Here is a 22,135-nt window from a genome sequence, read left to right as displayed (position 1 = left end):
CGGCAGCCAGTCCGAGCGCCGTTCGGGATGTTCACCATGCCCGCACCCGAACCGCATAAATGACATGACTGTCAGCTATATCCCTCCACTACGAGGAACCTGCCCACCAATGGCGCAGCTCGATCCAAAGTGTGGCTCGTCTTTTCGCCTGCCCCTATAGGCAAGTCGGGCCAACAGAGTGATCCCCCGCCGGAACCACTAAATATAGACACTCTGCCAGATTTGGGTTAGGTTCTGCCCGACGCGGCGTCATCGGGCCGAGGGTCACTGATCGACCGCGTTTCCACCGTTCAGCCCGCGCCCCAGGGAGGAAAGTCATGGGAACGCTTCCGAGGAGAGGGCCTATCAGATGACGCAGGGTTGCTTGAGATGGGCCGTCAGGCTGACCGCGTCGCTCGCCGTGCTGGCCGGTGCGCTGGCCGCTCCCGCGTCCAGCAGCGCCGCGAACAGACCGGCGTGCGATGTGAACGACCTCCAGGCCACGGTGCCCGCGGACACGACGATCGTGTCGGCGAAGCCGGTCGCCGAACCTACGGCCCATTGCCGGGTCGACGGCCATGTCACCACGAGGAATCCTGGCCCCAACCAGGTGAACTTCATGGTGGCGCTGCCCCGCGACCACAACGGCCGCTACTTCTTCATCGGTCTCGGCGGCACGGCCGGGTACGTCCCGAACCCGCCCGCGAATCTCCTCGCGGACGGGTACGCGATCGCGGGCACGGACACCGGCAACCAGACAGGTGACACCGCCGGGCAGACGGCCGGGCTTGACTGGTCGTTCATGGGGGATCCCGCCAAGGCGCTCGACCACGACCATCGCGGGGCCCACGTGACGGCCGTGGCGACGCAGCGGCTCACCAAGGCGTACTACGGCATCGGCACCCTGTTCCGCTACCACTCCGGCTGCTCGGGCGGCGGACGGATGGGAGTCAACGCGGCGCAGGTATACCCCGAAGACTACGACGGGATCATCGTCGGGGCGGCCGGCAGGGACCTCGGCAACATGCTCCATTTCGGGAAGGTCGCCCAGTACCTGCAACGGAACCCGGGCGGTGTGATCCCCTCCGCGAAGCTCCAGACGATCGCCGCCCAGATCCTGCGGGACTGGGACGCCGCCGACCGCGCGGTCGACGGCATGGTCTGGGATCCCAGCGTCGTCAAGTACTCCCGCGCGCAGCTCGACGATCTCCTCGCAGACCTCACGCCCGCCCAGCGCACCACGATCAAGCTGATCCGGGAGGGTTATGACATCGGCGGCGCGGCAAGGGTCGCGGACTACCCGCTCAGCGGCATCCAGCACTGGGACGTGTGGATGGGCCCCTTCCCCCACACCGTGTTCAACACGTGGGCGCATGCCGCGTTCGGCGCGGACTTCAACTACGTCACCGACTACGACTTCACCAGTCTGGACGACGAGCGGGCCTTCCTTGCTCCGTTCGCGGGACTGCAGTTCGGCAGTACACGCACCGGTGCGGAGTTCACGCGATTCCGGGACGCCGGTGGCAAGCTGCTGACCTGGCACGGGGTACACGACCCGGTCATCTCCTACAACGGCGCACCCCAGACCTACGAGGAACTCGTCAAGGCGAGCGGCGGGCAGCGGAAGGCGCAGACCTGGGCGCGCCTGTTCGCCGTCCCCGGTATCTCGCACTGCGGCGGAGGCGACGGACCGCAGGACACCCCCGACCGCGCGCTCGACGCCCTCGCGAACTGGGTGGAGAACGGCGTCGCGCCAGACTCGATCGTGGCCGAGCGACCGTCCGACGGCCGGTCCTTCCGGCTCTGCCCCCATCCGCAGGCCGCGGTGTTCCGCGGTGGCGTGCAGAATCCACACGGCCTCGACCCCGACAGCGCGTCCAATTGGCTGTGCAAGGGCCGCAGCCACGCCTAGTAAGGGACAGCGTCCGCGCGGTGCCCGGTGAACCCGACGCCGGGCACCGCGACGCGGGAAATCAGCGCGACGCACGAATACAGAACGGCAGGCGCGAAGGCCGGCGCGGCAGGCATGGACCACCGGGCTCACCGTGACGACTCCAGCGCTGAGATATCCATCGTTGTCCTTTGCCGCCTTCTACTCAGGAATCGAGTGCGTGGTGCCCGCGTTCGGCGAGCACGGGCACCAGGCCGCCGAACGTGAACCCCAGGGACCATGCCCACGCGGACAGGTCCCGGCCGCAGCGCTGCGTATAGGACTCCACCAGGAAGTCGCCGGGCGGGAAGCCGGGCATGTCACCCGGTGACGCGGCGACGGGGTTGTCCAGGCCGTTCATGCCGTCCCATCAGATCACCGCGGAGGCTGGATCGGTCAGCGGGTCGCCGAGGATGGCCATCTCCCAGTCGAGGACTCCCACCACCTGTCCGCCGGCTGGACCGACCACGACGTTGTCCAGAGGTAGTCGCCGTGCACGATCGCCAAGGCCGAACTCAAGCGGAGCCCAGCGCTGCCCATGGCCTGACAGCCATCGGGTCCACCTTGCCGGAGGCGGCCTGCCCTTTCGTTCCCGGCTCGGACGCGCTATAGATCTAACGAATATAGATTCTTCAGATCTGGAGGGCGGATGGCCTTCACCACGGTTACCTACGAGGTCGCGGACCATATCGCGACGGTCACGCTGAACCGGCCCGAGGCCATGAACAGCTTCAACGAGGCGATGCTCAACGAGTTCGCCGAGCTCTGGAAGATCGTGCGCGAGGACGACGAGGTGCACGTGGTGGTGCTGCGCGCGGCGGGCGACCGGGCGTTCTGCACCGGGGTGGACGTCAAGGAGGGCTTCCACCGGCCGGAGAACCTCTGGTCCGAGGAGGACCCGGGGGATCGGCTCTCGCCCAAGCTCAACCGGGTCTGGAAACCCGTGGTGTGCTGCGTGCACGGGATGGCGGCGGGCGGCGCGTTCTACTGGATCAACGAGTCCGACATCGTCATCGCCTCCGACGACGCGACCTTCTTCGATCCGCACGTCAGCTACGGCTTGACCGCGGCGCTGGAGCCGATCGGGCTGGCCCGCAGGATCCCGGTCGGCGAGGTGATGCGGATCGCCCTGCTCGGCCTGGACGAGCGCATGTCCGCGCAGCGGGCGCACCAGATCGGCCTGGTCAGCGAGGTGCTGCCGCGCGAGGAGCTGTGGGCGCGGGGCGAGGAGCTCGCGCGGATCATCGCCGCGAAGCCACCGGCTGCCGTGCAGGGCACCGTCCGGGCCGTGTGGGAATCGCTGGACTCCGGGCGGACCGAGGCGCTGCGGTCGGGGCTGCTGTACACGCACATCGGCAACCCGATCGGGACGAAGCAGGTGGACCGGTCAGGTGTGCCTACCCGCAAGTGGTCGCTGCGGTGAGCCGACCGCGGTCCGAGTTGCGCCCGAAGAAGATGGCGGACCTGGTGGCGCAGCGGATCCGGCAGCAGATCGTGCGCGGCGAACTGCGGGATGGCGACTGGCTGCCGACCGAGCCGGAGCTGATCGAGCGGTTCGGGGTATCGCGGCCGACGCTGCGGGAGGCGTTCCGGCTGCTGGAGGCGGACTCGCTGGTACGCGTCCGGCGCGGGCCGCCGGGCGGGGCGCAGGTCAGCATCCCCGGCCCTGAGGCGGCCGCACCGATCTTCAGCCTCCTGCTGGCACTGCAGGAGACGACGGTCGAGGACGTGTACGCGGCCCGGATGGTGATCGAGCCGCCGGCGGTCCGGAGGCTGGCCGAGCACGGCTCGGACACCGACCACGAGGTGCTGGCCGCGGAGCTGGAGCGGGTGGCGGCCGCGCTGGACGGCCCGTTCGGCTCGGCGACCGTCCGCTTCCACCAGCAGATCGTGCGGCTGTCGGGCAACCGGACACTGTCCACGGTGGTGACGCTGCTCGGCGAGATCATGTCGCGGCACATCGCGGCCGTCTACGACGAGACGCCCTTGGAGGGCACGGCGCAGGCGGAGAGCAACCGGCGCGCCCTGCGCTCATACGAGCGGCTCGTCGAGCTGATCCGGGACAGGGACGGAGACGGCGCGGAGCGGCACTGGGTGGAGCACATGCGCCGGGCTCGGGAGCACCTGTTCGACCGGCCGGGGGCGGTGCGCCGCCGAGTCATCGACCTACTAGACTAACCTAGTTAACTCAGTGTAATCGCGGGTCGGCGCTCACCGGCGATATGGAGGAAGCATGGAGATTCAGGGCAAGAAGGCGATCGTTGTCGGCGGCGCGTCCGGCATGGGCCGTGCCACCGCGGAGCTGATGGCGGCGCGCGGCGCGTCCGTGGCGGTGCTGGACCGTCCCGGGTCCGGCGGCGACCAGGTAGCCAAGGACCTCGGCGGCCCGTTCCACCCCGTCGATGTCACCGACTTCACCGGCACCGAGCAGGCCATCGGCGCCGCCGTCGCCGACCTCGGCGGCCTGCACGCCATCATCACCACCGCCGGCGGCGGCATCGCCGCCCGCACCCTCGGCAAGGAGGGCCCGCACGACCTGGACGCCTTCCGCCAGGTCGTCGACCTCAACCTGATCGCCTCCTTCAACATCTCCCGGCTCGCCGCCCACCACATGAGCGCCAACGAGCCCGAGGACGAGGAGCGCGGCGTCATCATCAACACCGCCTCCATCGCCGCCTTCGAGGGCCAGATCGGCCAGGTCGCCTACACCGCCGCCAAGGCCGGGATCGCCGGGATGTGCCTGACCATGGCCCGCGACCTGGGCTCCCTGGGCATCCGCGTGCTCGCCATCGCACCCAGCCTGTTCGCGACCGGCATCACCGCGGGCATCCCCGAGGAGTTCGAGAAGAAGCTCACCAAGGACGCCGCCTTCCCCAAGCGCATGGGCCGCCCCGAGGAGTACGCCAAGTTCGCCCTGGCCATCATCGACAACCCCATGCTCAACGGCCAGTGCCTCCGCCTCGACGCGGGCCAACGCTTCGCCCCCCGCTGACCTGACGCCTGACCGGCCCGGCCGCCGACCGGAGGCGGCCGGCACCCGGATCCACGCTGGATCCTCGTAGGACTCACTGCTCCCCGAAACCCGACAGCCGGAGCCCGAAGAGGCCGTGCACATTGGTCCAGTACGCCCGTGGAACCTCGCCGGGCACCAGGCTGTACTTGGGGATGACCTCGTGCCAGCCCTGGAGTGCGATGTTCATCTCGATCCGGGCCAGGTGCGAGCCCAGGCATCGGTGCGGACCCCCGCCGAACGCCAGATGCGGCGTGGTGTGGCCACGCTTGAGATTCACGTGGTCGGCGCCGGTGACCAGCGCGTCGTCACGGTTCCCGGCCACCAGGGGGAAGAGGACGAGGTCACCGGCCTCGAGTCGGTGGCCGTCGAGTTCGATGTCCTGGACGACCTTCCTGCCGATCTCGGGAACCGCGTAGAAGCGCAGCATCTCCTCGACGATCTCGTCCATCGGCCCGCCCGCCGCCGCGACCGCTGCCACGTGCTCACGGTCCGCGTCATGGGTGGCGAGGTGGTACATCGCGTAGGACAGGCTCATCGCGACCGTGTCGAGGCCGGCCAGGAACAGCAGCAGGCAGCAGTTGACCAGGTCGTCGTCCGGGACGGGGACGCCGTCCAGCTCCCAGTCCATCATCTGGGAGAGCAGATTCTCGCCGCGTTCCCCGCCGGCGCGCATGCGGGCGATCTCGGCCTGGAAGTAGCCGACCACGGAGAAGATCCCGCCGGCCTGGCGATCGCCGTCGTACGTGCCGTCCGCGGAGGGCGCCAGGGCGAGCTTCTCCCACTCCAGGAACGTCGGGAGCTCCTCGACCGGGAGGCCCATCATCTCCAGGAACACGACGGTCGGCAGCTGGAGCGCGAACTCCTCGACGTAGTCGCACTCGCCCTTCTCCTTGATCGCCGCCACCAGTTCCCGGGTGCGTTCCTCGAGCCTGGGGCGCAGCAAGGCCATCTGGCGGGGCGAGAAGTACTGCCCAAGCAGCCGGCGCCAGCGTGTGTGCTCCGGTGGGTCGAGCTGGATCGGGATCATCTTGAACGGCGGATCCGGGTTCAGCGGGGTGACGACCTGGCTGGAGAACACGGCCGGGTTCTGCAGGCATTCGCGTGTCAGGTCGTGGCCGAGCACCATCCAGTAGGTGCGGTCGGGCTCTTCGACCTTGACAATCCGGTGCCCGGCACGGCGGAGTTCGTCGAACCGGTCACCGACCTCCTCGACCGAGCCCGCGCCGACGAGGCGGTGGTCCGTGAGCGTCATGTCCGTCCTCTCTCTCAGCGGCTCTCAGCGGATCGAGAAGCCGGCGTCGAGCGCCCACTGGGTGCCGGTGATGAAGGCCGCCTCGTCGCTCACCAGATAGGCCACGGCGTTCGCGATGTCCTCCGGCTGGAGGATCTGGATGGGCAGCAGGTTCTGCATGGCCGCGATGTTGGTGTTCGGGTCGGCGGCCATCTTCAGCATCGCCTCGTTGGTGGTCATGCCGGAGACCACGCCGGTCGGGTGGATGGTGTTGACCCGGATCGAGTGCTCCGCGTAGAGCTGGGCGAGGACCTGCATGTAGCCGACCAGTCCGCGCTTGGCCGCGGTGTAGGCCTGCGCCGCGGGCAGGTGGCTGCCGGTGCCCTTGAGGCCCGCGCTGGAGCTGACCAGCACGATCGATCCGCCGTTGCCACCCTCGACGAGCTTGCCGACGGAGGCCTGCACGGTGTTGAACGCGCCGGTGAGGATGACGTCGAGGCTGTCCTGCCACTCCCGGGCCGGGTTCTCGGGCTCGGCGTAGCGGATCATTCCGGCGTTGGCGATCACGATGTCGACGCGTCCGAGCTCCGCGTAGCCGTCGTCGAAGACCCGCTGCACAGCCGCGGGGTCGCGGACGTCGGCCTTGCCGATGACCATCTTGCGCCCCTGCTTCGCGACGAGGGCGGCGGTCTCCTCCAGCTCCTCCCAGGTGCCGCAGGAGTAGTCGAAGGTGGGGATGTCCTCGCAGATGTCGAGTCCGATGATGTCGGCACCCTCGCGGGCGAGGCGTACCGCGTGCGCACGGCCCTGGCCGCGGGCGGCGCCCGTGATGAAGGCGACGCGGCCTTCGAGGTTTCCGGTCATGGTGGCGCTCTCTTCCGTTGGGGCGGCTTGGGGCTGTCAGACGGCGATGCCGACGCTGCGGATACGGAGGAACTCCTCGATGCCCTGGCGGCCGCCCTCCTTGCCCACCCCGGACAGGCCGAAGCCACCGAACGGGCGGCCCACCTGCAGGTTCATGGCGCCGTTGATGAGGGTCTCGCCGGCCTCGAGTTCGGCGGCGACGCGGACCGCACGCCCCAGGTCGTTGGTCTGTACATACGACGAGAGGGCGTAGCGCGTGTTGTTGGCGAGCGCGATCGCCTCGTCCTCCGTCGAGAACTTGAAGATCGCGAGTACCGGGCCGAAGACCTCGGTCTGCGCGAGCTCGGAGCCGGGGTCGACGTCGGTGAACACCGTCGGCTGGATGAAGAAGCCGTCGCGGTCCATCCGGGTGCCACCGGTCACCAGCGTCGCGCCCTGCTCCTGGGCACGCTCGATCATTCCGGTGATCCGCTCGACCGCGGCCTCGTTCACGACCGGGCCGGACATGACGCCCGGGTCGAACGGATCGCCGACCGCGACGTTCTCGGCGATCAGCTTCAGCCGCTCGACGACCTGGTCGTAGACGTCCTCGTGCACGATCATCCGGGTGGCGAAGGCGCAACCCTGGCCCGACAGGACGATCAGCGAGAACATCGCGCCGAGCTGGCACGCGGCGTCCAGGTCGGCGTCCTCGAAGACGATGTTGGCCGACTTGCCGCCCAGCTCCAGCACCGCCGGCTTCATGTCGGGCGCACAGGTCTCAAGGATCTTGGTGGCCGTGGCCGGACCGCCGGTGAAGCTGACCTTCTTCACCAGCGGATGGGCCACCAGCTGGGCACCGGCCTCCGCCGTACCGGGAAGGACGTTGATGACGCCCGGGGGGAAGCCCGCCTCCTCGACGAGATCCATGAACAGCTCGCCGCTGAACGGGGTCAGCTCGGACGGCTTGACGACCACCGTGTTCCCGCCCGCGACCGCGGCGGGGATCTTCATGGCGAGCGAGATCAGCGGGCCGTTCCAGGTGATGATGATCCCGACCACGCCGTACGGCTGGGCGAGGGTGTAGCCGAGCTCGCCGTCCTGGATCGGGTTGCCGGTGAGGTCTCCCTGGATCTTGTCCGCCCACCCGGCGTAGTAGCGGGTCCACTCGGCGGAGTGCACGGGGAATGCCGAGCCGACGGTCACGGGGGTGCCGTTGTCGAGGGCACCGAGCCTTGCGAACTCCGCGGCGTTCGCCTCGATCAGGTCGCCCAGCTTGTGCAGCAGCGCCCGGCGCCGCGCGGGCGGCGTGCGTTTCCAGCTCTGGAACGCCTCGTGCGCCTTGGAGACGGCGAGGTCGATCTCCTCCTTGCCGGCGAGCGGGATCTGGGCGTCCACCTGCTCGGTGACGGGGCTGACGTGCTCGTAGGTCCCACCGGATCCGCTCTCGAGCTTCTCGCCGTTGATCCTGAGGTGGACCTTCGGCGGCGTACGGTCGACGTCGGGCATGCGACACTCCTCAAGACTGACTGAGTTAACTTTGTCGCACCATCATCTGTGACTCGGGGCACATGTCAAGAGTTACGGACGAAATCGTCGGAAATTGGCCTTCACCAGGTGACAGTGATCAATCGGCATGGTGTGATGGGCGCGATGTCCGGCATTGGCGAGGAGAGGCCACAGGCCACCGGGACGACCCGCAGGCGCCCCGGGCGACCGCGCGACCCCTTGGTCGAGCAGCGCATCCTCGACGCCGCGATCGACGAGTTCCTCGAACGCGGTTCGGCCGGCTTCACCGTGGACGGCGTCGCCCGTCGCGCCGGGGTCGGGAAGTCCACCGTGTACCTGCGCTGGCCCGATCGTGACGCGCTGCTGGTCGAGAGCGTCCGGGCACGCTCGAAGGGCATCGAGGACGTCGACACCGGATCGCTGCGCGGCGATCTGATCCAGCTGACGACCAACCTCCTGCGCTTCCTGCTGGACCCGATCGGCTACGCGACGTTCCGGATCACCGTGGACGCCGTCGCCAACCGTGCCTACCAGCACGTCGCGGAGGAGATCGCGCGGCAGCACCGGCAGGCTGTGCAGCGGGTTTTCGACCGAGCACGCGAACGCGGCGACGACATCGACGAGGCGGCCGTGGACCCGGTCGTCGAATGCCTCTACGGCGCGGTGACGATGAAGGCCCTCACCAAAGGCTTCGAGGAGCCGTTCGCGACCGATGCCGACATCGAGGCGTCCTGTACGTCGACGGTCGACCTCGCCATGCGCCTGCTCGAGCGTTAGCCGACGCCGCACCTCCCGCCGACCTGGTATCTGGGCAGTGCTCGGGTTCACGCTGGATAAGGTTGTGGCCCGAATCTCGCCACGTACAGGAAGGGGCAGCGCTCGTGCCGCCGGGGCAGGCCACCGAGAGGGTGCGCATCATCAACGCCGCGTACCGCTGCCTGGCGGCCGCGGAGGGCGCGCCGGTGTCCATCACCGACATCCTCAACGAGGCGGGCCTGTCGACCCGGGCGTTCTACCGGCACTTCGAGTCCAAGGACGCGCTGCTCCTGTCCATGTTCCGGCGGGACAGCACCCGGGTGATGACCGAGTTGCGGTCATTCGTGGCGTCCGCCGCAGGCCCACCCGAGGCGCTCGGCCTCCTGATCGGCGGGATGCTGCGGATCACCTCGGATGAGCGCCGCCGCAGCCGGGTGCTGGCGCTCAGTTCCGGCGACGCGACCCGCGCCAGGGGCTACGCGGAAGAACGCGCGCGTGCCCTGGCCGACCAGGAAAGCCTCATCGCCGAGATCCTGAAGGCGGGGCTGGCGGACGGTTCGTTCCCCTGGGCCGACCCGGAGCCGGACGCGCGGTCCATCCGAGCCGCTCTCGGCCAGGCCTTCGAGGACCAGATGGCCGGGACCGCACGCGACAGTGCGGCCACCGTGGCCGAACAGATCACCGGGTTCGCGCTGCGCGCCCTCGGGGCCTCCCGTCCCGCGCACTGACCGTCACACACGGCAGCACCTCGAAGGTCCGGTTCACGCCCCTGACCGGGGCATTTCGACCGGAGTTTTTGTTTCCACCGTGTTGCCCGGGTCACACTCACTTACGTATCGTACCTAGTTAACGAAGTTAGATTCATGACCATGGAGGTGGCACGGTGGGCGAAGGTTCCGCGGGAGCGCGCGCGGCGACCGGGCGCGAGCGGCAGGACGGCGGACCACTGGCCGGGATCACGGTCATCGACCTGTCGACCACGGTCCCCGGCGCCCAGGCGACGCAGTTCCTCGCCGACGCCGGCGCGGACGTGGTCCAGGTCGAGCCGCCGGGCGGCAGCCCGCTGCGGGAGCGCGCGGCCTGGCCCGCTCTGGCCCGCGGCAAGCGCAGCATCGCCCTCGACCTGCACGACGAGGCCGACCGCGCGGTGCTGGACGGCCTGATCGCCACGGCGGACGCGCTGGTCATGACGCTCCGCCCCGCGGCTGCCGCCCGGCTGCGGCTGGCACCGTCCGATCTGGCCGCCCTCAACCCGCGGCTGGTCAGCGCGGCGATCACCGGGTTCGGCTCGTCCGGCCCGTGGGCTCACCTCAAGGGCTACGAGGGCATGGTCATGGCCAAGCTCGGCGTGTTCCAGACGAAGAAGCGGATGGTGCCACGGCCCGGGCCCGCGTTCGTGTCCGTCCCGTACGCGGGTTGGGGAGCGACGCAGACGGCCGTGCAGGGCATCCTCACCGGGCTCATCGAGCGGGAGTCCAGCGGCCTCGGCCAGCACATCGAGGCCGACATGGTCCGCGGGGTCACCGCCCTGGACACCTGGACGTGGTTCACCGAGATGGTCGGCCTGCGCTGGCCGGACGCCTACCAGAACGTCGAGGCGTTCACCGAGGAGGGCGAGCCGCAGGCGCCGCTGGTCTACCCGCTGCTGATCGCGCCCACCAAGGACGGGCACTGGCTGCAGTTCGCGCAGGTCCAGCCGCGCCTGTTCGCCGCGATGCTGCAGGAGTTCGGGCTGATGGAGATGCTGGCCGACCCGAAGTGGAAGGGGCTGCCGGTCCTGGAGAGCCAGGAGCTGCGCACCGAGCTCTGGGAGATCATGATCAGGAAGGTGCGGGAGCGGACTCTCGAGGAGTGGCAGCGGGTCTTCGACACCAACCCCGACATCATGGCCGAGGTGTTCCGGGCCGGCGCCGGAGCCCTGGACCACCCGCAGCTGCACCACGACCACCGCGTGGCCGTCGGCGAGGACCCCGAGTTCGGCCGTGTCACGCAGCCGTCCACGCTGGTGCACGAGAACGAGATGCCGCTGACCCCGCCCCGCCCGGCGCCCCGCCTGGACGAGCACGGCGCCGAGCTGCGCGGTGTCACGGCGCCCGCCACGACCGAGGCCCCGGCGGACGCGCCTGCCGGGCTGCCGCTGGAGGGCATCACGATCCTGGAGCTCGGCACGATGTTCGCCGGGCCGTACGGTGCCACGATCCTCACCGACCTCGGCGCACGCGTGATCAAGGTCGAGGCCAAGGAGGGCGACCAGATCCGCACCATCGCGCCGTTCCCGGAGTCGGGCGGCGCCAAGGTCCTGCAGGGCAAAGAGAGCGTCGCGCTCGACCTCGGCACCGATGAGGGGCTGCGCATCGTCCGAGAATTGGCCGCAAAGGTGGACGTGGTGCTGCAGAGCTTCCGAGCGGGCGCGGCCGAGCGCACGGGGGTGGACGCGGACTCGCTCCGGAAGGTCAACCCCGATCTCGTGTACGTCAACGCCCCCGGCTACGGGACGGGCGGCCCCTCCGGCATGCGGCCCGCGTACGCCCCGTCCATCGGCGCGGCGTTCGGGCTGGCGCTGACGGACGCGCCGGACGCCGCGCACGCGACGGGCTCGCTGGAGGAGATCAAGGCCGGGGCCATCCGGCTGATGAACGCGACGGCGGTGCCCACGATCCAGGCGGACGGGATCGCCGCGCTCGGCGTCGCGTCCACCATCCTGCTGGGCGTGCTCGCCCGGCGCCGTGGCCGCCCGATGGGGCCGCTCACCGCGACCATGGTCGGCACCACGACGCACGCGATCCTGGAGCAGGTCGTCGACTACCCCGGCCGCCGCCCGGTGTCGGCGCCCGACCCGGACGGGCACGGCTACCACGCCCTGTACCGGATGTACAAAGCGGCCGAGGGCTGGGTGTTCCTGGCCGCGCCCGAGCCCCGGGAATGGACGCCGCTGCGGGAGGCTCTGGCGGCCGAGGCCGACCTTGGCGGCGAGCGGTTCGCGACGCCCGAGGCGCGCCGGGAGAACGACGCGGCGCTCGCTGAGGCGCTGGGCGAGGTGTTCGCGCGGCGGCCCGCCGCCGAGTGGGAGGACCTGCTCGGCAAGGCGGACGTCGGCTGCGTCCAGGTCACCGAGCGGATCCCCGAACTGGTCCTGCAGACCGACGAGGCGCTCTCGGCGGAGTACTGCGCGACCGCCACCAACGCGATCTTCGACGAGCATCTGCGGATGGGACCGCTCGTGCGGTTCTCCCGTTCGGCGACGAAGGCCGACGGCGGCTGCTCGGTCGGCGAGCACACCGACCTCGTCCTGGCCGAGCTCGGCTACGACGAGGACGCGATCGCCGGGCTGCGCGAGCGCGGCGTCATCGGCTGACGCCGGCCCGGCCGGCGGCACTTTGACAAGGACGGGATTAAACGGGTATGAGTGAAAAAGCCATTTTCACTACGGAGGGCCGGACACCACCGGCCCGCTCCCGACTCGGCCGGGCTCCTGGAGCCGCGATGACCGTCCCACTTCCGGTGCGCCCGCTGCACCCGCGTCACGGGATACACGAACCGACCTCCGGCACGCCCGCCCGGCGTGCCGGGTCGGTCCGGCGCACCAGCACCGTCGACATGGTGCGGCCGGACGGCCTGGGCGGCCCCCTGGTCCTCGCCGGACGGGGCCGCGATCTGCGCACCGGCGACTCCGGCGAGGCGCACACGGTGTCGGAGGCGAGCGTCCGCGCGGTCGTGGACTTCGTCGGCGGACGTCTCCTGCGGGAGCTGAGCACCGACCCCGCGCGGCCCCTGGACGCGCTGCTCGGTGCGCGGGTGAGCTCGGGGTTCCGGGGCAGGCTGGACGAGGCGGACCCGGATCTGGCGGCGGAGCACGACCTGCTCTACCTGCTGCTGGACGAACTGCCCGTCACCACGCTGGTCTCCGGGCACGCCATGAGCGCCGGAACGCCAGAGGCGGCGATGCGGGCCGCGATGGCGCGGCAGGGCACCACGCCCGGCCGCGCCGGGCGGCCCGGCTTCGCAGCCGACCAGTGCGCCGGATTCGCCACCGGCGGGACGATCATGAACGGGGTCGCGGACACCGGGCTCCCCCCGGTCGTCACGGGACCGCCCGCACTCCCGCTGGACACCGGTGACGATCCCGCCGCCTGGCACGCGACCGATCCTCTGCCACCGCAGGGAATGCGCCGCGCCCGCCGGATCGACGTGCTCCCAGAGAACCCCGCCGTGCCCGGCGAGCGCGCCACCGTGGACGCGCTGTTCCGCGACTCCTACGTCCGTCCGGACGGCCTGGAGACCGTCATCCACGAATACACGCTGACCGCTCGCATCGACGGCGGCACGGTCACGAGCTGCGAGGCCCGCGCCCGCGTCCTGCCATGGGTGGAGTGCCCGGCGGCCGTCGCCAGCGCGGGACGGCTGGCGGGCGTCCGGCTCGCCGGCCTCCGCCGGCACGTCCGGGAGACCTTCACCGGCACGACCACCTGCACGCACCTCAACGACATGCTGCGGGCCCTGGAGGACGTCCCCGCCCTCCTCGGCCGCACCACACCCTGAAACGACACGACAATGGAGGACCCGATGGGCGACACGCAGAAGATCTGGGCGAACTCGGGCGACTCGCACTTCCTGGAGCCCGACGACCTGTGGCGCGAGGCCCTGCCGCCGCGGCTCGCCGAGCTGGTGCCGCGGACCGAGAAGGACCCCGACGGGCAGTGGGAGACCGTCCACATCGACGGGATGTCCTTCCGCCGCAAGCTGCCCACCGGCAAGGCGCTGGAGTTCCTCGAAGCGTCGCATCGCGCGCCCGGGGCCGGCGACATCACCAAGCGGCTGCCCGACCTCGACCAGGAGGGCATCTGGGCGGAGCTGGTGTTCCCCTCGCTGGGCATGTGGAGCAGCTCGTTCCGCACGCCTGAAGTGCTGCGCGAGGCGCTGAAGGTGTCCAACGACTGGGCCTTCGAGACGATCGACAAGTACTCCCCGCGGCTGATCAGCACCGCGCAGGTGTCCACGCTCGACATCGACGACGCGGTCGCCGAGCTCAAGCGGGTCGCGGAGATGGGCTTCCGCGCGGTGTTCCTGCCGGTCACGCCGCACCCGCTGCAGAAGGACTACAACCACGACTCCTGGGAGCCGTTCTGGGCCACCGCCGAGGAGGCGGGCATCGTACTGGCCTTCCACATCGGCACCGACCCCATCGACCTGTCCAAGGGCGCCTCGGCGGGCGTGGTCTACCGCGGCCCTGGCGGCGCGGTCCTGAACTACACCGAGACGACGTTCGGCGGGCAGCGCGCGGTGGTGAAGATGGTCGCGTCCGGCGCCCTGGACCGGCACCCCGACCTGAAGATCCTGATCTCCGAGGGCGGCGCCACCTGGGTGCCGTTCATCGCCGACCGGATCGAGGAGGGCTACCGGCAGCACGCCATGGCGGTCCGCCCCAAGCTCAAGCGCTCGCCGCGCGAGATCATCTACTCGCAGGTGTACGCCTCGTTCCAGCATGACGCCACCGCCGTCGCGGCGGCCGAGTCGATGGGCTACCGGAACGTGATGTGGGGCAGCGACTACCCGCACATGGAGGGCACCTACGGCCACACCCAGGAGACGCTGCACCAACTGTTCGACGACGTGGACCCGGCGCTGAGGCGGCGGATCACCGTCGAGGCGTTCACCGAGCTGTTCCCGGGCGTGCCGCCGCTCCCGACGGCCGAGACCGCGGGGGTCTAGCCGCCATGAGCAACGTCATGCACGACTCGCCCACCGAGTTCCTGCACGAGGTGGCAAGCGAGGGCGGGCGCTGCGTCGCCCAGTCCGTCATCCCCGACGGCGAGGGGACCTACCGGTGCGCCTGCTCATGCGAGCGCTGGGAGATCACCGCGCCGTCGCGGGAGGAGGGGCTGCGGCTGGCCCGCGTCCACACCGGAAGTGAGAAGGACACACCGTGAGCCGTATCCAGGGACAGGTCGCGATCGTCGGGGTCGGCGCGACGCCGTACTACCCGCGCGGCCGGTCGGTCCCGCAGACCATCACCGAACTGGCCGGCAGGGCCATCATCGCGGCCTGCGAGGACGCCGGTCTGTCGGTCAAGGACATCGACGGTTTCGCCTACTACTCCGGCGCGAGTGCCGGGTACGGCGACACGATGGACACGGCCACGTTCATGGAGACGCTCGGCATCCCCGAGGTCACGTTCAGCGCCGCGCTGACGTCCGGAGGCGGCGGCTCGGCCGGTTCCATCGGGCTCGCCCGCGCCGCCATCCTCGCCGGGGACGCCACCGTCGTGGTCACCGTGATGGCCCTGCAGCAGTCCAGGCAGCGGCTCGGCAGCGTCTTCGCCGCCGCGCCGCCGAACCCGATCAACTCGTTCCTGCAGCCGTCCGGGCTGTCCGGGCCGGGGCACCTGATGTCCGTGCTCACCCGCCGCCACATGCACCTGTACGGCACGCGGCGGGAGGCGTTCGCCGAGATCGCGATGTCCCAGCGGGAGAACGCGGCCAACCGGGAGACCGCGCTCAAGCGCGACCCGATGACACTGGACGACTACTTCAACGCGCGGATGATCGCCGAGCCGCTGTGCCTGTACGACTTCTGCCTGGAGACCGACGGCGCCGTCGCCGTCATCACCACCAGCATGGACAAGGCGCGCGATCTGCGGCAGAAGCCCGTCCCGGTCATCGCCGCCGCGCACGGCGGCAGCCGCGACTGGGGACGCGCATTCGCCTGGATGGGCATGCCGGACGAGACGTTCGCCTCCTCCGGTCACGCGCCGGTCGCCAAGCACCTGTACAAGCGGGCAGGAGTCACGCCCGCCGACATCGATGTGGCGCTGTTGTACGACCACTTCTCCCCCATGGTCCTGATGCAGCTGGAGGACTACGGCTTCTGCGAGAAAGGCGAAGGCGGCGAGTTCGTGGAGAGCGGCGCGATCCGCTACAAGGGCGGCTCCATCCCCGTGAACACCCACGGCGGCCAGCTCTCCGAGGCCTACATCATCGGCATGACCCACATCCGCGAAGCCGTCGAGCAACTGCGCGGCACCGCCGTCAACCAGGTCGCGGACGCCGAACTCGCCCTGGTCACCGGCGGCCCGGCGTCCCTGCCGGTCAGCGGGCTGATCCTCGGCCGGGACGGGTGACACCCATGGGAGAAGACTTGAAGGCGCAGGCACTGCCCGCCGACCACGTGCGGATCACCACCGACACCTCCACCGAGCCGTTCTGGCAGGCCGCCAAGGAGAAACGGCTCGTCGCACCCAAATGCGCCGACTGTGGCACGTTCCGGCTGCCGCCCACGCCGTTCTGCCCGGAGTGCCAGTCCACCAACGTGGACTGGACACAGCTGTCCGGCCGCGCGACCGTGTTCAGCTTCTCGGTGGTGCACGGCTTCCCGGGCCTCCCCGACATCACGCTCGTCCCGGCGATCCTCGACCTGCCCGACGCCCCGGGCGCCCGGCTGGTCAGCAACGTCGTGGACGTCGACCCGGAGAAGGTCGAGATCGGCATGCAGGTCGAGGTGCTGTTCTCCCCCATCTCCGACGGTTGGCTGCTTCCGCTTTTCCGTCCCACGGTGCGCGGATGAGCCATCTGCCCAGGGGCGGCTGGGGCGCCGGCGCCGGGGACGACTCCGCCCCCGGCGGCCCGGAGTTCGCCGCCATGATCGACGCGCTCCGGCTGCTCCAGGACCGGATCACCGGTGCCGCCCCGCCCCCGGAACTGCTCAAGGAGCTGACCCGGACCTTCGAGCACCTGGCCGCGGACCTGGCACCGCACACCGTCCCGGAGCGGGAGCAGATCACCGGGCACCGCACCGACCTGCCCGGACGCGGCCAGACGCTCGTCCCCGTCTTCGACGTCGAGGAGTCCGACGAGCAGCGCGTCCGGGGCCGGATCCGGTTCGGACGGCACTACCTCGGCGGCAACGGCGCGGTCCACGGCGGCGCGATCCCGCTGATGTTCGACGAGATGCTCGGCCGGCTCGCCAACACCGGCGGCCGTCCCATCTCGCGAACCGCCTACCTGCACGTCGATTACCGCAGCATCACCCCCATCGGGAAGGACCTGCGCGCCGAAGCCTGGTTCGACCGCGAAGAGGGCCGCAAGCGTTTCCTCAGGGGCACCATCCACGACGGCGACACCCTCTGCGCCGAAGCCGAGGGGCTCTTCGTCCAACTGCGCCCCGGCCAGCCCTAAGGCTTAAGGGGCCGGCCGGCCTGCCTAAGGGGCGCGGGTGCCGGTTTTCAGGTCGCGGTACGGGACGTCGCGGCTCGGGTCGGGGTCGCGGGGAAGACCGAGGACGCGTTCGGCGATGACGTTGCGCTGGATCTCGTCGGTGCCGCCGCCGATCGTCCCGGCGAAGCTCCAGTAGAAGGCGGCGTGGGCGCGGCCGTCGTCGGGGCCGTCGGCGTCGACCAGCACCCCGTCCGGTCCCAGGATCTTCAGGAGGAGATCGCGGAAGCGGCGGCCCTGCAGGCTCATCGCCAGCTTGAGCGTTGAGGCCTCCGGTCCGGGCGGACGGCCTTGCGCGGCGGCGGCCTTGACGCGCTGCCCGGTCAGCCTCATCACTTCGGCCTCGATCCGGTAGTCCGCCAGCGCGTTGCGGATCACCGGGTCGGTGGTCAGGCCGCGTTCCCTGGCCAGCGCCACCATGGCCTGCGGCGACAGGAAGAAGGCGGTGCGCGCGGCGGGGACCGGCTCGGCGAGCAGGTCGGCGACGACCCGGTCGAGGTTGCCGGACTTGCGGCCGCATTCGATGATCCTGAGGCCGGCGAGGCCCTCGCCGCCCAGGCCGTCACGTTCCAGTGCCAGCGTCGTGCGGGCGACCCGCCACCCGTCGCCGACCGTGCCCACCACCCGGTCGGCGGGCACACGAGCGTCGTTGAGGAACACCTCGCAGAAGTGCGCCTCCCCGCTCAGCTGCCGCAGCGGGCGCACCTCGACGCCGGACTGGTCCATGTCGATGATGAAGTACGTGATGCCCTTGTGTTGCGGCACGTCGGGGTCCGTGCGTGCGAGCAGCATGCCGCGGTCGGCGGTGAAGGCTCCCGAGCTCCACACCTTCTGGCCGTTGATCACCCACTCGTCGCCGTCCAGGACCGCGCGGGTGGACAGGCTCGCCAGGTCGGAGCCCGCGCCGGGCTCGCTGAACAGCTGCACCCACGCCTCGTCGCCGCGGGCCAGCGGGGGCAGGAACCGGGCTTGAAGGTCAGGGCCGCCGTGTGCCAGCAGGGTGCCGCCGCCCAGGCCCTGTCCCACTCCGAGCGGCGGGCCGATCACCTGTGCGGCGGCGAGTTCGGCGGTGACGGCCCGGGCGTCGTCCCGGGACATTCCCCGGCCGCCGAGCCCCTCCGGCCAGGCGGGGTGGGCGTAGCCGGCCTCGAACAGCCGCCGCCACCATTCCGCGAGCGTGACCGAGGTCGACCAGTTCTCCCGCAGCCAGGCGCGCACCTCGTCGCGCAGGCCCGTCGTGGTCATGCGGCTCTATTCCGGAGCTCGTCACGGAGCAGGCGTTTGTAAAGCTTGCCGGTCTCGGTACGCGGCAGCTCGGGACGGAACTCCACCACGCGCGGGCACTTGTGGCTCGCCAGGCGCTCCCGGCAGTACGCGATCAGCTCCGCGGCCAGCTCGTCGGACGGGTCACGGCCGGGAACCAGCTGCACGAACGCCCGCACCTGCTCACCCCACTCGGGATCGGGCGCACCGACCACCGCGCTGTCCAGGACGGCCGGGTGCACGGCCAGCACCGCCTCGACCTCCGCCGGGTAGACATTGACGCCACCGGTGATGATCATGTCCTTGATGCGGTCGACGATGAACAGGAAGCCGTCCTCGTCCAGGTAGCCCGCGTCGCCCAGGGTGAACGCCGTCCCCCGGAAGACCTCGGCGGTCTGCTCGGGGTCACGGTGGTAGGAGAAGCCAGGGCCGCCGCCGTCCAGGTAGACCGCGCCCACCTGCCCGGGCGGGAGTTCGTTGCCGTCGTCGTCCAGGATCCGGAGCGTCCTGCCACGGATGGGGCGGCCCACGGTGCCGGGCTTGGCCAGCCAGTGGTGCGGCTTGGCGATCGTCGCGGCGCCCTCCGTGCCGCCGTAGGTCTCCCAGATCACCGGCCCCCACCAGGCCAGCATCCGCTTCTTGAGCTCCGGCGGGCAGGGCGCCGCCGCGTGCACGATGGACTCCAGGCTGGAGACGTCATAGCCGGCCTTCACGTCATGCGGCAGCCGCAGAAGCCGTGCGAACTGCGTCGGCACCATGTAGCCGGTGGTGATCCGGTGTTCCTGGATCAGCCGCAGCGTCTCCTCGGCGTCGAAGGTGCCCATGATGACCAGTGGCTGGCCGACGTGCAACGCCGCGAGATAGAAGCCCTGGCAACCGCCGTGGAACATGCCGGCCGACACCAGATGCGCGCCCTCCAGGGGCGTGAACCGGAACGCGTGCGCGAACGTCTTCATCGCGTCGGCCATCGCCTCCGGGGCGACGGCGGGCATCTCCCGCCAGATCCCCTTCGGTTTGCCGGTCGTGCCCGAGGTGTACACCAGCGGCATACCCGCGGCACGGTCCGGTGGCGCGGTGCCCGGATGCCCGCGCAGCACGTCCTCTTGGGGCGTGAAGCCCCCGATGTGGCCGCCCACGCTGATCCGGATCGGCACGCCGGTGACCGCTCCCGCGCCCCCGGCATACTGGGCGTGGACGATCAGCGCCTTCATCTCCGCGTGCTCGGCGATCGCCGCCACTTCCGCGGCGGGCGCCTTGGGGTTGAGCGTGACGTAGCGCCAGCCGGCCTCCGCCGCCGCCAGCTGCCACACCACGATGTCCAGGTCGTTGGGTAGCGCCATGCCGACCACGTCGCCGTGCCCGGCGCCCAGCGCGCGCAGCGCGTGGACGGCCTGGTGCGCCCGCCCCGCGAGCTGCGCATACGTGAGCTCCTCGCCGGACGGGCAGCTCAGGACGGCCGTCCGGTCAGGGTAGTGCTCGGCGAGATGCCAGCTGCCCAGCGGACGATCCCAAGGGTGCCTCATCGGTCCGTACCGCGGCCGCCGAGGACCGGGGCGAACGAGGCCGGGTCGATGCGGTACGGGGTGTAGAGGCTCACCCGGTCATAGATGTCGCCGATCTTGGCCTGCAACGCGGGTCCGATCTCGTCCGGCGTCCCGGTCACCGCGAACTCGTTCAGGATGTCATCGGTGATCAGATCGGTCATCTCGCGCCATTTGCCCTGCTTGGAGAGCGCGGTGAGCTCGGGCTGGATGTCACCGAACCCGTGCAGGTCCAGGACGGCCCGGTAGGCGGGCGTGGAGGCGTAGAACGCGATCTGCCGCTTGACCCCTCGGGCGGCCTTGGCGATCTCCTCCTCGGTGCGGCCGGTGACCACCATGGACGAACCGCAAACGGTGTAGCCGTCCAAGTCCTTCTTCCCGGCTTTCGCCCGTCCGCGCTCCAGGGTGGGGAGCGTGACCTCCCGCAGGTAACGCTCGGTGGTGAACGGGTGGACGAAGAAGCCGTCCGCGACCTCGCCCGCGACCTCGGTCATCCGCTCCCCCACCCCGGCCAGGTAGACCGGCGGCGGCCCGTACTCATGCGGCTGCTGCGCGAAGAACGGCGTCATCAGGGTGTGGGTGTAGAAGTCGCCCTGGAAGTCGAGTTTCTCGCCGTCCTGCCAGCAGGCCCAGATCGCACGCATCGCCAGGATCAGCTCGCGCATCCGCGCCGCCGGACGCGACCACGGCATCGAGTAGCGCCGCTCGATGTGCGCCTTCACCTGCGATCCCAGACCGAGAACGAACCGGCCCTGGGAATGCTTCGCCAGATCGAAACCCACCGTGGCCAGCGTCATGGGGGTGCGGGCGAACGCGATGGCGACCGAAGTGCCGACGGTCACCGACTCCGTGGCAGAGACGGCCTGCAGGCTCAGCAGGAACGGGTCATTGCCGGCCTCGCCCACCCAGATGCCGCGGTACCCCTCCTCCTCCAGCTTCGCCGCCGTGGCCGGAGCCGAGGCCAGGTCGCCGCCCAGATTGGCATCGATCTTCATCCGCACTCCTCCGAACCCGGTTAAACCGACTAAATCATAGTCTGTTTTTCTCCCGGGCCTCAATGATGCGATGCGAGGCGGCACCGGAGCGGGCCGGGATCGCGGGCAGCGATGGGTACGCTCGGCTCGTGTCGCCTCGCAACGTCATCGACCCCGACTCCCAGGCCCCCGGCGCTCCGTCCACCGGCCGCGACGGCGGCACGCGCCCGGGTCCCGGCAGACCCCGGCGCTACGCGGAATCCGAGGAGCTGCGGCTGCTCCTCGAGGCGGCGTTCACGGTGGTCGCCCGCAAGGGCTATCAGGACGTCACGATCGCCGACGTCCGGGCCGAGGGGGGCGTGCCACGGCGGGCCTTCTACCGCCACTTCGACTCCAAGGAACAACTGCTCACGGCGATGGTGCACCGCGACGCCGAGGGCTTCGCCGCGGCCGTGACCCGCCGGGTCGAGGCGGCACCCGGGCCGTGGCCGGCACTGGTGGCCTGGGTCGACGAGATCCTCTCCCTGGTCAGGGACCGCCCGCGCGCTCGCCGCGCGGAGGTCCTGGGCTCCGCCGGTGTGATGCAGGCGCTGCCACCGGGGGAACTGGCGCGCGCCAACGCGCCGCTGGTCGAGCGGCTCACCGCGACGCTCACCGCAGGGGCGGCGGACGGCTCGTTTACCGGTGGCGCTCCGGAGGCCGACGCCCATCTCATCTACGCCGCGGTCTGGGACACCGCCGCCCGGATGCGGGAGGTGCCGGACCCGGCCGGCAAGGACGAACTGCGGGCCGACCTGCTGTCCTTCCTGCGCCGGGCGCTGGGCGTCACGACCGGCTGAGCAGCCTTCCCGATCACCATCCGGCCCCCGGGGGCTGTGCCCGGGACGCG

At 70.5% G+C, this 22,135-nt stretch carries 22 protein-coding genes; 14 read left to right on the top strand and 8 right to left on the bottom strand.

The annotated features are described in order from the left end of the window. Positions 1 to 364 precede the first annotated feature (364 nt). Positions 365 to 1,891, top strand: a complete 1,527-nt coding sequence (locus tag ACGWYJ_RS21560; RefSeq protein WP_395108025.1) for a tannase/feruloyl esterase family alpha/beta hydrolase — start codon at positions 365 to 367, stop codon at positions 1,889 to 1,891. 184 nt (positions 1,892 to 2,075) lie between these two features. Here ACGWYJ_RS21560 and ACGWYJ_RS21555 read toward each other — a convergent pair whose 3' ends face one another. Then, positions 2,076 to 2,270, bottom strand: a complete 195-nt coding sequence (locus ACGWYJ_RS21555) for a hypothetical protein (RefSeq protein WP_395108024.1) — start codon at positions 2,268 to 2,270, stop codon at positions 2,076 to 2,078. Between the two features lie 9 nt (positions 2,271 to 2,279). Further along, positions 2,280 to 2,378 carry a phosphotransferase gene (locus ACGWYJ_RS21550; RefSeq protein WP_395108023.1) on the bottom strand — a complete coding sequence of 33 codons (99 nt, stop codon included), beginning with the start codon at positions 2,376 to 2,378 and terminating at the stop codon, positions 2,280 to 2,282. Positions 2,379 to 2,558: 180 nt separating this feature from the next. On the opposite strand from ACGWYJ_RS21550, the gene ACGWYJ_RS21545 reads away from it, so the two are divergent. The 3 genes from ACGWYJ_RS21545 to ACGWYJ_RS21535 are packed head-to-tail and all read left to right on the top strand — an operon-like array spanning position 2,559 to position 4,901. Further along, complete coding sequence (locus ACGWYJ_RS21545) at positions 2,559 to 3,332, top strand: enoyl-CoA hydratase/isomerase family protein (protein WP_395108022.1); 774 nt, start codon at positions 2,559 to 2,561, stop codon at positions 3,330 to 3,332. After that, positions 3,329 to 4,087, top strand: a complete 759-nt coding sequence (locus ACGWYJ_RS21540; protein WP_395108021.1) for a FadR/GntR family transcriptional regulator — start codon at positions 3,329 to 3,331, stop codon at positions 4,085 to 4,087. The genes ACGWYJ_RS21545 and ACGWYJ_RS21540 overlap by 4 nt, the downstream gene beginning before the upstream one ends. Positions 4,088 to 4,142: 55 nt before the next feature. Then, the gene (locus ACGWYJ_RS21535) at positions 4,143 to 4,901 is read left to right on the top strand and encodes an SDR family NAD(P)-dependent oxidoreductase (protein ID WP_395108019.1); all 759 of its coding nucleotides are present in this window, start codon (positions 4,143 to 4,145) and stop codon (positions 4,899 to 4,901) included. A gap of 73 nt (positions 4,902 to 4,974) precedes the next feature. On the opposite strand, the gene ACGWYJ_RS21530 is transcribed toward ACGWYJ_RS21535, so the two are convergent. From ACGWYJ_RS21530 to ACGWYJ_RS21520, 3 genes are read right to left on the bottom strand one after another with little or no spacing between them, the layout of a single operon-like run. After that, entirely contained in the window at positions 4,975 to 6,174 is a 1,200-nt protein-coding gene (locus tag ACGWYJ_RS21530) for a cytochrome P450 (RefSeq protein WP_395108018.1), read from the bottom strand. Positions 6,175 to 6,198: 24 nt separating this feature from the next. After that, a complete protein-coding gene (locus ACGWYJ_RS21525; RefSeq protein ID WP_395108017.1) occupies positions 6,199 to 7,017 on the bottom strand; it encodes a mycofactocin-coupled SDR family oxidoreductase in 819 nt (272 codons plus the stop codon). 36 nt (positions 7,018 to 7,053) lie between these two features. Beyond that, complete coding sequence (locus ACGWYJ_RS21520; protein WP_395108015.1) at positions 7,054 to 8,505, bottom strand: aldehyde dehydrogenase family protein; 1,452 nt, start codon at positions 8,503 to 8,505, stop codon at positions 7,054 to 7,056. A gap of 144 nt (positions 8,506 to 8,649) precedes the next feature. Here ACGWYJ_RS21520 and ACGWYJ_RS21515 point away from each other — a divergent pair, with 144 nt between their 5' ends. The 9 genes from ACGWYJ_RS21515 (at position 8,650) to ACGWYJ_RS21475 (ending at position 17,432) form a co-directional block, all read left to right on the top strand. Continuing rightward, the gene (locus ACGWYJ_RS21515) at positions 8,650 to 9,282 is read left to right on the top strand and encodes a TetR/AcrR family transcriptional regulator (RefSeq protein ID WP_395108014.1); all 633 of its coding nucleotides are present in this window, start codon (positions 8,650 to 8,652) and stop codon (positions 9,280 to 9,282) included. A gap of 104 nt (positions 9,283 to 9,386) precedes the next feature. Continuing rightward, a complete protein-coding gene (locus ACGWYJ_RS21510; RefSeq protein ID WP_395108013.1) occupies positions 9,387 to 9,989 on the top strand; it encodes a TetR/AcrR family transcriptional regulator in 603 nt (200 codons plus the stop codon). Positions 9,990 to 10,144: 155 nt separating this feature from the next. After that, on the top strand, positions 10,145 to 12,616 hold the full coding sequence (locus tag ACGWYJ_RS21505; protein ID WP_395108012.1) for a CoA transferase: 2,472 nt from the start codon (positions 10,145 to 10,147) through the stop codon (positions 12,614 to 12,616). Positions 12,617 to 12,744: 128 nt separating this feature from the next. After that, positions 12,745 to 13,800, top strand: coding sequence for a DUF2889 domain-containing protein (locus ACGWYJ_RS21500; protein ID WP_395108011.1), 1,056 nt, complete (start codon positions 12,745 to 12,747; stop codon positions 13,798 to 13,800). Positions 13,801 to 13,824: 24 nt separating this feature from the next. Further along, complete coding sequence (locus ACGWYJ_RS21495; protein ID WP_395108009.1) at positions 13,825 to 14,970, top strand: amidohydrolase family protein; 1,146 nt, start codon at positions 13,825 to 13,827, stop codon at positions 14,968 to 14,970. 5 nt (positions 14,971 to 14,975) lie between these two features. Beyond that, on the top strand, positions 14,976 to 15,188 hold the full coding sequence (locus tag ACGWYJ_RS21490; RefSeq protein ID WP_395108008.1) for a hypothetical protein: 213 nt from the start codon (positions 14,976 to 14,978) through the stop codon (positions 15,186 to 15,188). Then, positions 15,185 to 16,378 (top strand): thiolase C-terminal domain-containing protein, encoded by a 1,194-nt coding sequence (locus ACGWYJ_RS21485; RefSeq protein WP_395108007.1) that lies wholly within the window; start codon positions 15,185 to 15,187, stop codon positions 16,376 to 16,378. Before ACGWYJ_RS21490 ends, ACGWYJ_RS21485 begins: the two co-directional genes overlap by 4 nt. A 5-nt stretch (positions 16,379 to 16,383) precedes the next feature. Continuing rightward, entirely contained in the window at positions 16,384 to 16,821 is a 438-nt protein-coding gene (locus tag ACGWYJ_RS21480) for a Zn-ribbon domain-containing OB-fold protein (protein WP_395108006.1), read from the top strand. Beyond that, complete coding sequence (locus ACGWYJ_RS21475; RefSeq protein WP_395108005.1) at positions 16,818 to 17,432, top strand: PaaI family thioesterase; 615 nt, start codon at positions 16,818 to 16,820, stop codon at positions 17,430 to 17,432. The genes ACGWYJ_RS21480 and ACGWYJ_RS21475 overlap by 4 nt, the downstream gene beginning before the upstream one ends. Before the next feature lie 24 nt (positions 17,433 to 17,456). Here the strand turns inward: ACGWYJ_RS21475 and ACGWYJ_RS21470 are convergent, their stop codons facing one another. Genes ACGWYJ_RS21470 through ACGWYJ_RS21460 form a run of 3 tightly spaced genes read right to left on the bottom strand, consistent with a single transcriptional unit; the run spans position 17,457 to position 21,267 of the window. After that, the gene (locus ACGWYJ_RS21470; protein ID WP_395108004.1) at positions 17,457 to 18,713 is read right to left on the bottom strand and encodes an acyl-CoA dehydrogenase family protein; all 1,257 of its coding nucleotides are present in this window, start codon (positions 18,711 to 18,713) and stop codon (positions 17,457 to 17,459) included. After that, complete coding sequence (locus ACGWYJ_RS21465; RefSeq protein ID WP_395108002.1) at positions 18,710 to 20,254, bottom strand: AMP-binding protein; 1,545 nt, start codon at positions 20,252 to 20,254, stop codon at positions 18,710 to 18,712. The genes ACGWYJ_RS21470 and ACGWYJ_RS21465 overlap by 4 nt, the downstream gene beginning before the upstream one ends. After that, positions 20,251 to 21,267, bottom strand: coding sequence for an LLM class F420-dependent oxidoreductase (locus tag ACGWYJ_RS21460; protein WP_395108001.1), 1,017 nt, complete (start codon positions 21,265 to 21,267; stop codon positions 20,251 to 20,253). Before ACGWYJ_RS21460 ends, ACGWYJ_RS21465 begins: the two co-directional genes overlap by 4 nt. A gap of 128 nt (positions 21,268 to 21,395) precedes the next feature. On the opposite strand from ACGWYJ_RS21460, the gene ACGWYJ_RS21455 reads away from it, so the two are divergent. After that, a complete protein-coding gene (locus ACGWYJ_RS21455) occupies positions 21,396 to 22,085 on the top strand; it encodes a TetR/AcrR family transcriptional regulator (protein ID WP_395107999.1) in 690 nt (229 codons plus the stop codon). Positions 22,086 to 22,135 lie beyond the last annotated feature (50 nt).

Origin of the sequence: Actinomadura sp. SCN-SB (assembly GCF_043906805.1) — a bacterium.
Lineage (GTDB): Bacteria > Actinomycetota > Actinomycetes > Streptosporangiales > Streptosporangiaceae > Spirillospora.
The sequence above is the reverse complement of the archived record's forward strand: the minus strand, read 5'-3'. Positions and strand labels throughout refer to the sequence as shown.

What these genes read in the sequence shown, in the direction of transcription:
- ACGWYJ_RS21460 (WP_395108001.1), bottom strand. Translation starts at nt 21,267, where the DNA reads ATGAAGATCGATGCCAATCTGGGCGGCGACCTGGCCTCGGCTCCGGCC.
- ACGWYJ_RS21495 (WP_395108009.1), top strand. Translation starts at nt 13,825, where the DNA reads ATGGGCGACACGCAGAAGATCTGGGCGAACTCGGGCGACTCGCACTTC.
- ACGWYJ_RS21535 (WP_395108019.1), top strand. Translation starts at nt 4,143, where the DNA reads ATGGAGATTCAGGGCAAGAAGGCGATCGTTGTCGGCGGCGCGTCCGGC.
- ACGWYJ_RS21465 (WP_395108002.1), bottom strand. Translation starts at nt 20,254, where the DNA reads ATGAGGCACCCTTGGGATCGTCCGCTGGGCAGCTGGCATCTCGCCGAG.
- ACGWYJ_RS21515 (WP_395108014.1), top strand. Translation starts at nt 8,650, where the DNA reads ATGTCCGGCATTGGCGAGGAGAGGCCACAGGCCACCGGGACGACCCGC.
- ACGWYJ_RS21555 (WP_395108024.1), bottom strand. Translation starts at nt 2,270, where the DNA reads ATGAACGGCCTGGACAACCCCGTCGCCGCGTCACCGGGTGACATGCCC.
- ACGWYJ_RS21520 (WP_395108015.1), bottom strand. Translation starts at nt 8,505, where the DNA reads ATGCCCGACGTCGACCGTACGCCGCCGAAGGTCCACCTCAGGATCAAC.
- ACGWYJ_RS21530 (WP_395108018.1), bottom strand. Translation starts at nt 6,174, where the DNA reads ATGACGCTCACGGACCACCGCCTCGTCGGCGCGGGCTCGGTCGAGGAG.
- ACGWYJ_RS21545 (WP_395108022.1), top strand. Translation starts at nt 2,559, where the DNA reads ATGGCCTTCACCACGGTTACCTACGAGGTCGCGGACCATATCGCGACG.
- ACGWYJ_RS21475 (WP_395108005.1), top strand. Translation starts at nt 16,818, where the DNA reads ATGAGCCATCTGCCCAGGGGCGGCTGGGGCGCCGGCGCCGGGGACGAC.
- ACGWYJ_RS21500 (WP_395108011.1), top strand. Translation starts at nt 12,745, where the DNA reads ATGACCGTCCCACTTCCGGTGCGCCCGCTGCACCCGCGTCACGGGATA.
- ACGWYJ_RS21470 (WP_395108004.1), bottom strand. Translation starts at nt 18,713, where the DNA reads ATGACCACGACGGGCCTGCGCGACGAGGTGCGCGCCTGGCTGCGGGAG.
- ACGWYJ_RS21525 (WP_395108017.1), bottom strand. Translation starts at nt 7,017, where the DNA reads ATGACCGGAAACCTCGAAGGCCGCGTCGCCTTCATCACGGGCGCCGCC.
- ACGWYJ_RS21480 (WP_395108006.1), top strand. Translation starts at nt 16,384, where the DNA reads ATGGGAGAAGACTTGAAGGCGCAGGCACTGCCCGCCGACCACGTGCGG.
- ACGWYJ_RS21490 (WP_395108008.1), top strand. Translation starts at nt 14,976, where the DNA reads ATGAGCAACGTCATGCACGACTCGCCCACCGAGTTCCTGCACGAGGTG.